This window comes from Pseudomonas sp. FSL R10-2189 (assembly GCF_009600325.1).
GTDB lineage: Bacteria > Pseudomonadota > Gammaproteobacteria > Pseudomonadales > Pseudomonadaceae > Aquipseudomonas > Aquipseudomonas helleri.
In genome coordinates this window covers 125,402-139,836 of record NZ_WIVZ01000003.1, presented here as the reverse complement: position 1 = coordinate 139,836, position 14,435 = coordinate 125,402, and the positions used below count along the sequence as shown (strand labels likewise).

Here is a 14,435-nt window from a genome sequence, read left to right as displayed (position 1 = left end):
TGCTACACCGCGCACGGTGCCTCAAGTTCCTGACACACATCCACCCACTGGGCATTCACCAGTTGTGCCATACGGGTCGGGCTGATGCGCACGGCCGAATTCGTGGTGCCAGCGGCGGGCATGACTTCGCTGAACGCCTGCAGGGAAATATCGCAATACACCGGCAGGTCAGTGGCCAGGCCGAACGGGCAGACGCCGCCCACCGGGTGGCTGGTCAGCGCAACCACTGTCTCGGCATCAAGCATCTTGGCCTTGCTGCCCAGTGCGTTCTTGATCTTCTTGTTATCAATACGCGCATCGCCACGGGCCACCAACAATACATTCTGCTCACCCACGCGAAAGGCCAGGGTCTTGGCAATTTGCCCCGGTTCAACGCCATGGGCTTCAGCCGCCAAGGCAACGGTCGCGGTGCTGGTGGCCAATTCAATGATGTGCAAGTCAGGGGCATTGGCAGTGAAGAAAGCGCGTACGGATTCAAGGCTCATAAGGTTCTGCTCGCTGGGCAAAACCTCGAATCTAGTAAAGCCGGAGGCGCACTGTCAATGCGCCATCCGGTAGAGGCGGGTTAGATATCCAGGACAATCTTGCCGAAATGCTGATTGGTTTCCTGGTATTTGAACGCGTCAACAATCTCGCTTAACGGGAAGTGGCGATCAATAATCGGGCGCATGCCAGCGGCATTGATGGCACGGACCATGTCTTGTTGCTGAGTGCGGCTGCCGACCAGTACGCCTTGCAGGCGTACTTGCTTGATCAGTGCAGGCACGAAGTTCATGGCACCCGAGACGCCGCTCAAAATACCGATCACCGAGATATGCCCGGCCACACGCACGGCAATCATCGACTGTTCAAGCGTTGATGGGCCGCCAACTTCGATCACGTGGTCGACACCACGACCGCCGGTCAATGCGCGTGCCGTTTCGCCCCAGTTAATGTCTTTGCGGTAGTTGATTACGTGGTCCGCGCCGAGCGCTTTAAGGCGCTCGAGTTTTTCGTCGCTGGAGGAGGTGGCAATCACAGTGGCGCCGGCCATTTTAGCGAACTGCAGGGCGAAAATAGATACGCCACCCGTGCCTTGTACCAACACCGTATCGCCAGGTTTGAGCGAATCATCGGCCATCAGTGCGCGCCAGGCGGTCAGCCCGGCCGTGGTCAGTGTCGCGGCTTCAGCGTGGCTGTAGCCGACAGGGGCGAGGGTGAAAGCGGTGGCCTTGGCGGTTACTTTCTCACGGGCATAACCGTCAATGCCGTCACCCGGTACAGTGACGAAACCTTCAACCAGCGGCGTGCCGTCAATCCATTCAGGGAAGAAGGTGCTGACCACGGAGTCGCCGACCTTGAACTCGCTGACACCGGCGCCAACAGCAACCACTTCGCCCGCGCCGTCGGCCATCGGGATGCGTTGTTCAGTCGGGCCCCACATGCCGCTCACGACTGCGAAGTCATGGTAGTTCAGTGAGTTGGCGTGCAGGCGCACGGTGATTTCGTCATTCGCCGGCGCACGCACGTCGCTGCTGCCGACCACGACATTGTGATAGCCGCCGCCAGGTTGGACGAAGATGGTTTTGTTGCTCATGGGGCTTCCTCATGTTTTTACATTCCGCGAAATAACGAAATGATTGGTTAAAAATTACAACTCGATTTTCAGCCTAGCTGCAAAGTCAGCAATCGCCTGTTCATTGCGTCGATAGTAAGTCCACTTGCCGATGCGCGTGGTCAGCACAAAGCCTGCACGTTGCAAAATCGCCAAATGGGCAGACGCAGTAGAAGGGGACAACCTGGCCTTGTGCTGCAAATGTGTCACGCACACACCAATCGCAGGATCACCATGGTCCTGGGGCGGGAAATGCGTGAGGGGGGCTTTGAGCCACTGCATCATTTGCATGCGGGTGTCATTGCCCAAGGCTTTAAGCTGTTCGAGAATCATGGGCAGCGATATTACGCTTTTTAACGAAATGATCAACCGGTCATGGCCCGCGACAACGGGACGCAGGCAGGCCGCAAGTTTTGCAATTGCAGGTTCATTCCTGTATTTGTTTCGCCATCGAGCCTGGGTCAAGGCTCTACTGTTTTGCCGTTCGTTTTATGAACCTGCCCTTCAGGAACCATGATGCCTAACCAGTTCCCCTCTGTTCGTCCCCGTCGTCTGCGCCGTAACCAAACCTTGCGCGACCTGTTCCAGGAAACCGAATTCAGCTTGAACGACCTGGTGCTGCCGATTTTCGTCGAAGAAGAAATCGACGACTTTGTGCCCATCACCAGCATGCCGGGCGTGATGCGTATTCCTGAGTCCAAACTGGCAGGCGAGATCGAGCGGTATGCTCGCGCGGGTATCAAGTCGGTGATGGCGTTCGGTGTGTCGCACCACCTGGACGCGACGGGCAGCGATTCCTGGCGTGAGGATGGCCTGGTTTCGCGTATGGCGCGGATCTGCAAGGACGCCGCCCCGGAAATGATCGTGATGAGCGATACCTGCTTTTGCGAGTACACCTCTCACGGTCATTGCGGCGTGATGCACGACCACGGTGTGGACAACGATGCGACCCTGATCAACCTGGGCAAGCAAGCCGTTGCTGCCGCTGCTGCTGGCGCCGACTTTATTTCGCCTTCGGCCGCCATGGACGGTCAGGTGCAAGCGATCCGCACAGCGCTGGACGCTGCCGGCTTTATCGACACCTCGATCATGGCCTACTCCACCAAGTTTGCGTCGGCACTCTACGGCCCGTTCCGTGAAGCGGGCGGCAGTGCCTTGAAAGGCGATCGCAAGTCTTACCAGATGAACCCGATGAACCGTCGCGAGGCCATCCGCGAGTCGTTGCTCGACGAACAGGAAGGCGCTGATGTGCTGATGGTGAAACCGGCCGGCGCGTATCTGGACATCATTCGTGATGTGCGCGAAGCCTCACGCCTGCCGTTGGCGGCTTATCAGGTGAGTGGTGAGTACGCGATGATCAAGTTCGGCGCCCAGGCCGGTGCCATTGATGAAGCCCGCGTGGTACGTGAAACCCTCGGCTCGATCAAACGTGCCGGCGCCGACATGATCCTCACCTACTTTGCGATGGACCTTGCCCTGCAAGGCATTTGATTGAGCTGAGAGTAGACGGCCTGCGATCTTTTGATCATCAAAAGATCGCAGGCCGTTGTTACCTCAACGCTACCGGCACGCACGCCTCGGGCGTCTCGGGGCTCTTGCCTATCAGGCTGATCAAGCCGCACGCCAGTGAACCCCGCCATTGCAGGTAATCGTGGCCGCTGGCGTATTCAACGTGTTCAACCGGGTAGCCTTTGGCCTGCAAGACATTGCGCAGGTGGCGGTTGCTGTCGAGTATCCCGGCACCCGGCGAACCTGATTTGTCTTCAAACAAACCCGCCTGCAAATAAAAGCGCAACGGTAGCCGCGGGCTGGCCGCGTATTGGCGGGCGAGCCATTGGTCTTCAGTGTTCGGCGGGCTCCACCAGTACGAGCCGGACAAACTCAGCACATTGCCAAACAGTTCCGGGTGTTGCAGCCCAAGCCAGGCCGAGGCCAGCCCGCCATAACTGGAGCCCGCGACCACCGTGTGCCTGGCGTCAGTGGCCAGGCCTTGTTGCTTGGCCCACGGCATCAGCTCTTGTGCCATAAACCGGGCGAAATCCGCGTTGGGCGGCAGCTCCACAGGGCGGGTTTCATCGCTGGGGTTGGCAATGATCAACGCTGCGGTGGGCGGGATCAGGCCGTCGGCAATCAAATTGTCGAGAATCGTCGGCGTGGGCACTTGGCGCGTGTACGCGTGAGCATCGAACAGCACCAGCAAGCCCGGCTGCTGGTCGATGTTTTTCCAGCCCGCCGGGCGATAGACGTAAACATCGCGGGTGTTGCCCAAAATCTCGCTTTTCAGGGATTGGCGCTCAACGGTGCCGGGGGCCACGTGCGCGCGTTTGTTCAGCCAGGGCTGGGGCGGTGCATCAGGCAATTCCATGACCGAACGGGTCAGGCTCGGCTCATATTTCTGGTTGCCGAAGCTGTGCGGGTTAAGCGGGTCGCGCTGAGCCGTGGCCAAGAGGGTCCGCCGATCGCCAGCCTCTGGCACGTCCGGAGCCAATTGATAGCTCAAGCGGGCGCTGGACGGCACCCGGTACGTGACGTACCAGACGTCGCTGTCGCCCAAGCGCTGTAAAGCGTCGTGGCCGCCGGAAGGCGAGCCGAACAGCCGCACATTTTGCCGGGCCCCGCGCCACAAAAACGTGACCAGACGCTCGTTGGGACTGTCAGCCAGCGCTTCAACCAGTGGCGTGCCTTGTTGCTCGCGGTCTTTCCAGAACGCTTGCGTGGTGGCGCCCTGTTTCAGTTGCTCTGCCAATTGGCCCAAGGCCGGGCTGAGCAGGGTGGTCGGAGCGCGCTGTTGTTCGCTCAGCGCCAGCACCTGGCTCAAGGTGAGGGTGAACTCGGCCTGTGGCCGTGTCGACAACTGTTCAGCGCGCAGCAGGTACTGGCCATCTTCGCGGGCGACGAACATAAAGTCCCGCGACATGTCCGCGCCATCCACCAGCAGGCGCAGCGGGTTACCCCGCGCGTCAAGCAGGCGCAGGCTGACATCGCCTGCCACCTTGCCCTGGACCAGATCACCGGCCTTGAGATCCAGGCTCCAGCTGGGCTGCAGGGTCTTGGCAACACTTGCGCGAACGCTTTGGCCCTGGCTGAGCGGTTCGACCGCCAGGGCTGACGCAGAGGCCATGGCGCTAAACAGGCAACCAAGGCTCCAGCGATTGAATGGACTCATGCTCACCTCAGAAGTCGATGCTGGTAGAGAGCTTCAGCGTGCGCGGTTCACTGACCGTGGCGAAGCCATCGTTGAACACGCCTGCCCAGTAGGAACGGTTTTCGACGTTCTCCAGGCTGGCGCGGAACACTACGTCTTTGCTCAGGATGCGCGTGCTGTAACGCGCACCCAGGTCATAACGGGTCCATTGCGGGATTTTCAGGGTGTTGGCGTCATTCAGGTACTGCGAGCTGCTGTGAATGATCAGCGTGTTCAGGGTCAGGCCTTCGACCCACGGCGTGTCCCACTCGGCACCCAAGTTGGCCGACCACTTCGGCACGCCACGTGCAGTGTTGCCGTCCAGCGCGCCGTTGGCCGTGCGGGTCAGCTCGGCGTGGGTGTAAGTGACACCGCCCAGCAGTCGCACCGAAGGAATGATCGAACCGAACATGTTCCATTCCACACCACGGTTACGTTGCTTGCCGTCGTCGCTGTAGAGGTTGCTGGCCTTGTTGAGAATCAGGCTGGGTTTCTCGATCTGGAACGCGCTCAACGTATGGGTAAACGTGCCCAGGTCCCATTTCACACCGGCTTCCACTTGCTTGGCTTTATACGGTTCGAACTGATCGCCGTAGTTGGCCGCCGTCACGTCGCCGACGGTGTTGCCCTGGGTCAAGCCTTCGATGTAGTTGGCATACAACGACACGGGCACATCCCAGGGTTTGATCACCAGGCCCACGGCCGGGGTGATGGCTTGTTCGTCGTAGGTTTTTGGCTTGCTCATCTGCTGGCGCACCCGTTGTGAACGAGCTCCCAACGTTAGCAGCACTTTGCCATCAGCGAAGGCCAGGGTGTCGGCAACGGCAAAGCTGGAGAGGGTGTTGTCACCGGTTTTCGAGTTGGAGCCCGTGTGCCCGGCAATAATTGGCTTGCCAGGGTGGTAGATGTTGCTCGGGTAGCGCGCGCCGGTCACGGTGGGCGCCCGGCCAATGTTCTGGTGCAACAGGCTGGCGGTGAACACCAGCTTGTGGTCGATGGGGCCTGTGGTCACATGCCCGCGAATACCGGCCTCGTAAGCGGTACTGGCGGTATAGCCGGCCTGGTTGTAGGTTTCGCCGGTGGCGTCGCCCTTGTCATTGTTGACCCGCAGGCGGGTGCCGTTGAGAAAGCCCTGATAGCGGCTTTTCGAGCTGCCGGCGCTGGCGAATGTTGTCCAGTCGTCGTTGAGTTCATATTCTCCGCGCACAATCACGGCCTTGCTGATTTGCTTGGCACTGATGCCTTTGAGGATGTTGGTGTCAGCCTTCGGCGCCTTGAGCACATGGCCAATGTCGCTGAAGCCGACCATCATCGGGCTGCCATTAATGGCCCGCTCGTGGGTTTCATAAGCGTCAAGTGCGAGCTTCCAGCCGTCGCCACGGTAATCCACGGCCAACGAGGTGAGCGTGCGCTCTTTGGACTGTTTGTCGACGCCGGTGTCGCCGTCGCCATACACGCCGTTAAAGCGAATGCCAAAGCGCTGTTCGTCGCCCAGGCGACGGCTGAAATCCAGGTGCTCGGCAAAATAGCCGTCAGACACATAACTGGTGGTCAGGCGGGTCAGCGGTTTTTCCCCGGCGCGTTTGGGCACCAGGTTAATCACGCCGCCCACGCCACCGCTGGGTGCCATGCCGGACAGCAGGGCACCCGGGCCTTTGAGCACTTCGACGCGGTCCAGAAATTCGGTCGGCACGTGGCCGTCCGGGGCCATGCCGTACAAGCCATTGAGTGCCAGCTCTGCCGAGTCTAGGGAAAAACCACGGATCATGAAGTTCTCGTACGCGTGACCTTCGCCGGTGCTGAAGCGGATCGACGGGTCGTTGCGCAGGACGGCTCCCACGGTGCCGCTTTGCTGGTTTTCGATGGTTTGCGCGGTGTAGGAGGTGATGTTGAACGGCGTGTCCATGATCTGGGTATCGCCCAGCAGCCCCAAGCGAGCACCGGTGGCCACCTGGCCGCCGCTGTAGGCTTCAGGCAAATCACTGGCGCCCAGGCCGGCACCGTTGACCCGGGTTTCACCCAGGTTCAGGGCGCCGTCAATCTGCGCCTGGCGCAGTACGATCACACCGTTTTCTTCGCTGGCGACCAGCCCGGTATTGGCCAATAAGTGCTGCAAGGCTTCGTGCAGGGTGTACTGACCATTCAGTGGCTGTGCACTGCGCCCGGCGAGCAATTGGCTGTCGGCGGCAATGGCGACGCCCGCTTCACGGGCCAGGGTATGAACCGCAGACTCCAGCGGCTGCGCAGGCAGGTTCAAGTTGAGCGGCGTGTAGCTGCCCGCCAGAGCGGTCCCGGCGCCGAACAGCAGAGAGCACGCCAGTGCCAGGCGGCTCAGTGGGGCGCGGTAAGGGGAGGCGTAATGCGACATGGTCAGTCCTGACTCGAGTGTAGTTATGGGTGAAGACGGACCTCGACGCGTTTACCCCTCAAAAAATTCAACGCAATTGCACATAGAGCTCACCGGCCTTGTTGACCAGTTGCACCGGCAGGATTCGCGGCAGCGTTTGCAGCAGCATCTGCGGTTTATCGCTGGGGAAACTGCCGGTCAGGCGCAAATGCGCGGCGTCAGCGCTGACCCGCACAGGGCTGGCTGCGTAAGCGTTGTACTCAGCGAGCACTTCGGACAGCGGCGCATCGGTGTATGACCACCAGCCCTTGCGCCAGTTTTCAATATCCGGCCCGGCCTGGCGGTGCGGATTACGCGCGATCACCTCGCCTTGGGCATTGAGGCTGACGTGCTGTCCGGCGGTGAGGATTGTCGCTTCCCCCTTGAGCCCCTGCACATGTACCCGGCCGCGGGCCACCGCCACCTGAATACAGCCGCCACGGTCGCTGACACTGAACGCCGTGCCCAGCACCTTGATCTGGCCCAGTCGGGTATTGATGACAAAACTGCGCAAGGTTTCGTGGGCCACGTCGAAATACACGTTGCCGTGCAGCAGCATCACCTGGCGTTGAGCGTGGCTGAACTCAACGCGTACGTTGGATTCAGCGGCCAGCAGCAGCTCGCTGCCATCGGGCAAGGTGAGCGGACGCGACGGCTCGGCGTGTTCAGTCAGCAGCGACTGGGTGAAAGGTCTGGTTTCGCGCCACAGCCAGCTCAACCAGCCCGATGCGCCGATCACCGCCAACAGCCCGGTGCCGTGGCGCAGCAGGCGGCGACGGCTCAGGTTGATCGGCTGCGACTGTACCGTGCCGCGCAACTGCGGCGTCAACCGATGGATCATTTGCCAGCGCCGCTCGGCCTCAAGCCAGGCATGCTCGTGCTCGCTGCTTTGGCTGCGCCAGCGCGCCAGTTGCTTGTGGGCCTGCTCCACCCGCACAGGATCATCGCTATTGAGCTTGGCCAGATACGTCAGTGCCTGTTGCACCTTGCGCGCAGAGAGTGGCTCAGACATGGCGGCAGGCCAGGCTCAGTTCAGACAGATCAAACACGGCCCGGGCAATGTGCAACTCAACTGACTTGGCCGACAGCCCTAGCTCCTCGCACACCTGGCGATGGCTATAGCCCTCCAGCCGTACCCGCACAAACACCTCACGGCGCAGGCGCGGCATGCGCTCTATGCGCTCGATCAAATGCTGCAACTGCTCGCGGGCAATGACGATTTCTTCAACGGTGGGGCTCAGCACATCGAGCCGGCTCATCCAGTCATCCAGCGCCGCCACCTCACTGCTGTGGCGGCGATATTGATCGATGCACAGATTGCGCGCGGCCTTGAACAACAGCGCCCGAGGATTGGCCACCGGGCTGTTCAGCGCATGGGCATAGGCCTGGGCGAAACTGGACTGGGCAATATCCGCCGCATCATCAGGATTGCGCAAACGCCCGCACAAATAGCGGCGCAGCTCGGTGTAGCTGGCCAACAGATCGTCGACCACTGCGTTCAAAGAGGATGTGCAAGACGGGGTAAGGAATGACATGCAGAGCCGCTGGGGAGATAGATGTTAATAGGAATTCGTATCATTCTCACATATGTGTAACTCTTTGTGCCAGCGTGTAATCGTGCCCCCAAGCCCGGTGGGAGCGGGCTTGCTCGCGATACGTACAACCCGGCTCCCACAAAAGCTCTATTTCGAAAACACCACCGGCACTGTAAACCGCAGCTTGCTGCCTTCTGGCGGTCGCGGTACGGGCGAGGCGCGGTTGATCATGTCGAGGGTGGCGTTATCCAGTTCGCTAAAACCTGCTGAACGCACCACCGTGGCGCTTAGCACCTTGCCATTGCTGTCGATCTCAAACCGCAAGTAGGCCACGCCCCGGTCACCCCGATCGCGGGCGTTTTGCGGGTAACGCTTGAAGCGCTCCAGGTGTGCCAGCAACTGCGCTTCCCATTGCACTTTCAACGCCGGATCAGCAGCGCCGCGCGAGGACTCTGCCGCCGCAGTGGTCGCCGCCTTTTGCGCGTCAAGTTTGGGCGGGGCGGTGGTGGTCGACGACGCTGGCTGTTCTTCCTGCTTTTTCGGCGGTGCCTGAATCTCCGCTCCCTGTTGCGGTGCGCTTTGATAGGTCCCGTGGGCGGTGTCCTTAAAGGGCGATTTGGCCTGTTTGGCCGGTGACGGTTGCGCGGTGGGCGTGATTTTTTTTACCACCTCTTTGGGCGGTTTGGCCGATGGTGTGCTGATCTGTTTTTGCATCAGTTTGTCAGGCGCCACTTGCAGGTCTTGTTCGACCACTTGTGCCACGGGCACGGCGGCCAGCTCGATCATCATCGCCGCCGGTGCTGCCTCGGCCGAGGGAATCGGTGAACTGTGCAACAGCCAGACGGTGATGCCCGTGTACACGCTCAGGGTGATCAGCGTGGCCACGCTCCAGAGCGCCTTGCGGGATTGGTTCAGGTAGGTCATGAGCTCATCAATAGTAATCAACGTAAAACGGGATACCCGTGGGCATCCCGTGTTTTAACCGCAATCAGGTCAGAACTTGACTGTCAGACCTGTGCGCAGCGTGCGCCCCGGTGCAGGCATAAAGCTTTGTGCCAGCGGGTCGAGGTAATACACGTTGGTCAGGTTTTGCACGCCGAAGTCGATTTGCGTGCCCTTGTAGATTTCGTAGCTGGCAAACAGGTCGAAAATCGCTGACTTGCGGTAGTAGATCTGGTTGGTGGTAATGCCATCGTTCCACGGTTTATTCAGCTTGGCGGTCGGTGCGCTGTTGTAGACCATGCGCCCACCGAGGACCAGATGGTTGTCAAACCAGCGAGTTCCGACCGTGGTGTTGACCGAGTACTTGGGCGGGTTCTGGGTGTTGGTGTACGAACCCGGGAAACCGCCGTCCACGCAGTTAGGCGTCGGGGTACCGTCGTCGCGCAGTTTTTGCGCCAGGTCCGGCGCACAGGTTTTGGCGTTCAGGTAGTAGGTGGCGGACACGTCACTGAACACGCGGCCCATGTCGTAGCTGGTCTGCAACTCGACGCCCTTGACCCTGAAGCTGTCAACGTTTTGCAGGTTGCCGGCGAAGATGTCCTGATAGTCGCGGGTGATGTAGTTTTCGATCTTGTTGTCGAAGTACGCCAGCTTGGCAGCGGCGCTGTCTCCGTCGAGGAACACGTCGTTCTTCAGGGTGCTGGCGCCCACTTCCCAGTTCTTGCTGCGCTCAGGTTTCAGGTTGGCACCGGGCACGGCCGCCGTGAACAATCCCAGGGTGGACTCGAACAGGCTTGGCATGCGCACGCCTTCGCTGTAGTTGAGGTACACGAAGCTGGTGTCGTTGATGTCGTACTTCACGCCGAATGAAGGCGTAAAGGCATGGTCGCGACGTTCAATCGGCTTGGCATAGCTGTAGCTGGTGGCGAATTTCTTCATCTCGGTGTCATTGGCTTCGAAGTTATCGTAGCCAGTGTCACCCACCGTGCCTTTTTCGTACGGCGTGGCGTTGAGCGAGTCCTTGGTGAAGTTGCCTTGCTGGTCCGGGCGCCAGTACACATAACCGAAGCGGTCATTGCCTTTGTACAGCCATGTCCAGCGAACCGGGCGGTTGGCAAAGGTTGCGGGGCTGGCCAACTGGTTGTGGTCTTTGCTGTGGAACTCGCTGTAGCGTCCGCCCACGGTAAAGGTCAACGGTTTGATCGGTGCCCATTGCAGCGAGCTCACCAGGCTGCCTTCCTGGCGGTCGCCGCTGCGGATAAAGCGGTTTTGTTCGAGGTCAGATTGCAGCACGGGCGAGTTGTCGTCAGGGCGCAGTTTTTCATTCTGGTATGAGGCGCCGTAGTTCCAGGCGAATTTGCCGACCTGAGTGTCGAAGTGTGAGGTGTTGCTCACGTCCGTGCCCCAGCGCAAATCCTTACTGCGGTTAAGCAGGGCGTCCTGATAGCCGTCTTCGCTCAGTTGATCCGGCTCGCCTTCATAGCCAAACAGCGGGGTCACGGTACTCAAGCCGTTGTAGGCCTTGCTCTGAGCTTTGGTCACCCAGGCGTTGGCGCTCAAGTCGATCAGCGGGTTGTCTTCAGGCTTGAAGGTGTAGCGTGCGGTGTAGGCGTTAATGCGCATGGAGCCGGGCTGCCACTGCGGCACAGTGCCGGTGGTGTTGCGGATGATGCGCGAGGGCATCACTTCGCCATATTCGCCATCGGTCCAGCGATAGGCCAGCTCAAGGGCCTGATCCGGTGACGGCTTGATGATGGTCTTGAGCAATACCGCTTTGGAGTCGGTGGAGGTGTTGAGCACTTCGTTGCCGGCCTTGAACACTTTGGCCGGGCCGTTGGCCTCTTCGGTTCTATAGACGTACTGCTTGGTCGCCGGGTCCCAGCGACGCACTTGTTTGAACACCTGGTAATCCTTGAAGCCCTTTTTACCGGCGTAGTAGTTGCCGCTTTCGCGCTGGGTATAGGCCGCGACAAAATCGATGGTGTCACTGGTGCTGGCAAACGCCGCGCTGCCCGAATGCGCCTGCGGGTCGAAAATGCTGTTGCTGCCTTTGCGCGGGGTGGCGTTGTACTCGTGCGGGCGGTCGACGCTGTTGCTGGAGATATCGCCCTTGAGACGGAAACCGGTGGTTTCGCCGTCCTTGAGGATGTCTTTGGGTTGCAGAGTTTTCATCTTCACCATGCCACCGATGGCGCCCGCTGCATCGGCGCCCAGGCTTGGGCCTTTATCGACGGTGATGTCGCTGATCAGGTCGGGGTCGATGTAGCTGCGTTGCTGCATGCCGCCGTAACCGCGATAGGCGTCAATCGCTTGCTGGCTGCCGTCGATGGTCACCGGCACGCGGCTCTGGCCCTGAATGCCACGGATGTTCACGTCCAGCGCGCCGCCGTTGCGGGTGTCACCGGTTTGCACGCCAGGCACGCCCTTGAGAATGTCGGCCGGAGAGGAGCCGCGAAAGCGATTGATGGTCTCGCCGGAGATGTACACGCTGGAGCCCGCCTGGGTGTAAACCTGCGCGGCCGGGCCGGTCAAACGGCTGCTCTGACCACCTTTGATGGTCACGGCGCCGAGCAGCTCAGATTCGTCCAGATCACCGTTCAGGCCAGTGCTGGCCTCGCTGCGCGGACTGAGGATCAAGCTGCGCTGGCCGTCGATTTTCCAGTTGACCGGCGCATCGCCGAGCAACTGACGCAAGGCCTGTTCGTTGCTGAAGTTGCCGCGCACAGCAGGGGCTTGCAGACCATCTACCAACCCGGCCGCCAAACCCAGTTGCAGATTGGCCTGACGCGCAAAAGCGCTGAGGGCGTTGGTCAGCGGCTGGGCCGGGATATCGAAGAAACGGGTAGCCTGATCACTCGGCAGCGCGTTGGCTTCTGCCGCCACCGCCGAGGGCGGCTGGAAAATCGCGCTGTTGATTGCCACACACAGTACGGCCAGCGCCACCGGTACTTTGGAGTGCGCAACGTGTGATCGGTTACCCATGCTTCATCGCCTTTTGTTTTTGGTATTACGAGTCATTCGCAATACAAGGAGCTACAAAGACGAACACCTTCAGGATTTTTTTCAGTGATAACGAAAATATTTTTCATTTAGCTTTTTTGGCAGTGCCAATGACCGTGAGCAGAGGCGAGTATTGACGCACTTCACCGCCAATCGGCGCGACCAATGCTTGCAGCGCGCGCCGGGTATCGCGCATGTCATACAGGCCGGTGACGCGCTTGTTGGCCAGGGCCGGATCATTGATCACGATCCAGCCGCGCTGGTAGCGGTCGAGTTGTTCCACCACTTGGGCAACGCTGGCATTTTCAAAAAACTGCGCGCCTTTGATCCAGCCCGCGACTTCAGCGGGCATGACCAGAGATTGCGTGGCGTTGCCGGTGTTGCGGTCGATCCACAAACGCTGACCAGCGCCCAGCCGGTACTGTTTGTTGACCCCGACAGTGCCGTCGCGCACCTCGACACTCAGGCCAGCTTGGCGCTGTGCCACATCGAAGGCGGTACCCAAGACCCTGATCACGGCTTCTTCGCTGCGCACTTCAAACGGTTTGCTGGCGTCATGCGCCACGTCGAAAAACACTTCGCCCTGCACCAGCGTGACCTGGCGCTGGTGATCGTCGAAGCTCACGTTAATCGCGCTTTGCGGCGCCAGGGTCAGGCGGCTGCCGTCACTCAGGGTGACCTCACGGGTCTGCGCGGTCCCGGTGCTGTAATCCGTCCGCCAGTTCGGGCTCAGCACCAGCGCTGCGCACACCGCCAAAGCGCTAATGCAGGCTGCGGCCAGCAGCGGAAGGCGTGGGCGCGGTTTTATCGTTGTGACGTTCGCAGGCGCCTGCGGCCATTGTTGCTCGGTGCTTGGGGAGTGCGAGCCGAGGGCTTCCCACGCACGATTGACCTGCGCCCAGGCCTCAAAGTGCTCCTCGTGGCTGTGCAGCCAGCGATCGAACTCCTCGAAACGCTCGGGTTGCTGTTGCAGGTCCAGCATCCACTGGCCGGCGTCTTCCAGGCTTTGCGCCGAGACAGTCCGGGGCAGGGGGGCGTTATGCATACGGGCGTTCCTTACTGTGCGCGCTGTGGCCAGAGTCGTGGGTGGCGACGCTTGAGGCCAGGTGAACGATGGCATCCTTGACCAGGCGATGAGCGCTGGAAAGCGAGATGTTGAGATGATCGGCGGTTTGCTGCAATGTGAAACCACCCAGGCGATGCATCTCTACAGCGATGCGCATTTGCTCGGGCAGGCTGGCCAGCGTAGCAGCAATACGGCTGGCGTCATCACTGTGCACCACCCGTTGCTCGGGCGACAACTCGTGACCGGGGCGCATCCATTGTGGCGGCGACTGCTGCTGACGTTTCTCTGCGGCCTGGCGGCGAACGGCGTCCAGGGCCAGATTACGGACGATGCGATACAGATACGCCACGGGTTGCTCGACGACCTCTTCATTACTGGCGCAAAAGCGCAAAAAGGCATCCTGCACCACATCTTCAGCGCGCGCGTGATCACCCACGACCACCTTGGCGTAGTTGATCAAAGCGATGCGATGCTCGAGATAGAGTTGCAGCCTGGCGTTGGAGTCGTTCAAGGGTGAACTCAAAAGTGATGAGCCTGAAAGCGCGGCGACGTTAATTTAATTGAGAGTAATTATCAATACCGTTGTTTGTGTGGGAATACCCCAACCACCATCCAACGGTAGGAGCGAGCTTGTCTCGCGATCTTTTGATCTTGAAAGGCCTTGCGTCGGCATCTATGCCGGGAGACCCACTGCGCGAAACCTCCACTCGGCCTCCCGAAGGGGCGGG

Annotated in this window: 12 protein-coding genes; 1 reads left to right on the top strand and 11 read right to left on the bottom strand. The window is 60.2% G+C overall.

Features of this window, described 5'->3' with window-relative positions:
- Positions 1–2 precede the first annotated feature (2 nt).
- From GHO32_RS03800 to GHO32_RS03790, 3 genes are all read right to left on the bottom strand, one after another.
- The gene (locus tag GHO32_RS03800) at positions 3–485 is read right to left on the bottom strand and encodes a YbaK/EbsC family protein (RefSeq protein ID WP_048370150.1); all 483 of its coding nucleotides are present in this window, start codon (positions 483–485) and stop codon (positions 3–5) included.
- Positions 486–565: 80 nt separating this feature from the next.
- Entirely contained in the window at positions 566–1,576 is a 1,011-nt protein-coding gene (locus GHO32_RS03795; RefSeq protein ID WP_153333038.1) for an NAD(P)-dependent alcohol dehydrogenase, read from the bottom strand.
- Positions 1,577–1,630: 54 nt separating this feature from the next.
- On the bottom strand, positions 1,631–1,927 hold the full coding sequence (locus tag GHO32_RS03790; RefSeq protein ID WP_048387864.1) for a helix-turn-helix transcriptional regulator: 297 nt from the start codon (positions 1,925–1,927) through the stop codon (positions 1,631–1,633).
- Positions 1,928–2,110: 183 nt separating this feature from the next.
- Here GHO32_RS03790 and hemB point away from each other — a divergent pair, with 183 nt between their 5' ends.
- Positions 2,111–3,085, top strand: coding sequence for a porphobilinogen synthase (hemB, locus tag GHO32_RS03785; protein ID WP_153333036.1), 975 nt, complete (start codon positions 2,111–2,113; stop codon positions 3,083–3,085).
- A gap of 58 nt (positions 3,086–3,143) precedes the next feature.
- Here the strand turns inward: hemB and GHO32_RS03780 are convergent, their stop codons facing one another.
- The 8 genes from GHO32_RS03780 to GHO32_RS03745 all read right to left on the bottom strand — a co-directional run bounded on the left by GHO32_RS03780 (position 3,144) and on the right by GHO32_RS03745 (position 14,218).
- Positions 3,144–4,760, bottom strand: a complete 1,617-nt coding sequence (locus tag GHO32_RS03780; protein ID WP_256665467.1) for an esterase family protein — start codon at positions 4,758–4,760, stop codon at positions 3,144–3,146.
- Between the two features lie 7 nt (positions 4,761–4,767).
- On the bottom strand, positions 4,768–7,146 hold the full coding sequence (locus GHO32_RS03775) for a TonB-dependent receptor (protein ID WP_153333034.1): 2,379 nt from the start codon (positions 7,144–7,146) through the stop codon (positions 4,768–4,770).
- Between the two features lie 67 nt (positions 7,147–7,213).
- Positions 7,214–8,176: a FecR domain-containing protein gene (locus tag GHO32_RS03770; RefSeq protein WP_153333032.1), complete on the bottom strand. Its 963-nt coding sequence runs from the start codon at positions 8,174–8,176 to the stop codon at positions 7,214–7,216.
- Positions 8,169–8,699 (bottom strand): RNA polymerase sigma factor, encoded by a 531-nt coding sequence (locus tag GHO32_RS03765; RefSeq protein ID WP_153333030.1) that lies wholly within the window; start codon positions 8,697–8,699, stop codon positions 8,169–8,171. Before GHO32_RS03765 ends, GHO32_RS03770 begins: the two co-directional genes overlap by 8 nt.
- 147 nt (positions 8,700–8,846) lie before the next feature.
- Positions 8,847–9,623, bottom strand: a complete 777-nt coding sequence (locus GHO32_RS03760; RefSeq protein ID WP_153333028.1) for an energy transducer TonB — start codon at positions 9,621–9,623, stop codon at positions 8,847–8,849.
- A 69-nt stretch (positions 9,624–9,692) separates the two neighbouring features.
- Positions 9,693–12,623 (bottom strand): TonB-dependent receptor, encoded by a 2,931-nt coding sequence (locus GHO32_RS03755; RefSeq protein WP_153333026.1) that lies wholly within the window; start codon positions 12,621–12,623, stop codon positions 9,693–9,695.
- Between the two features lie 103 nt (positions 12,624–12,726).
- Entirely contained in the window at positions 12,727–13,686 is a 960-nt protein-coding gene (locus tag GHO32_RS03750; protein WP_153333024.1) for a FecR family protein, read from the bottom strand.
- The gene (locus GHO32_RS03745) at positions 13,679–14,218 is read right to left on the bottom strand and encodes a sigma-70 family RNA polymerase sigma factor (protein ID WP_153333022.1); all 540 of its coding nucleotides are present in this window, start codon (positions 14,216–14,218) and stop codon (positions 13,679–13,681) included. Before GHO32_RS03745 ends, GHO32_RS03750 begins: the two co-directional genes overlap by 8 nt.
- Positions 14,219–14,435: the final 217 nt, after the last annotated feature.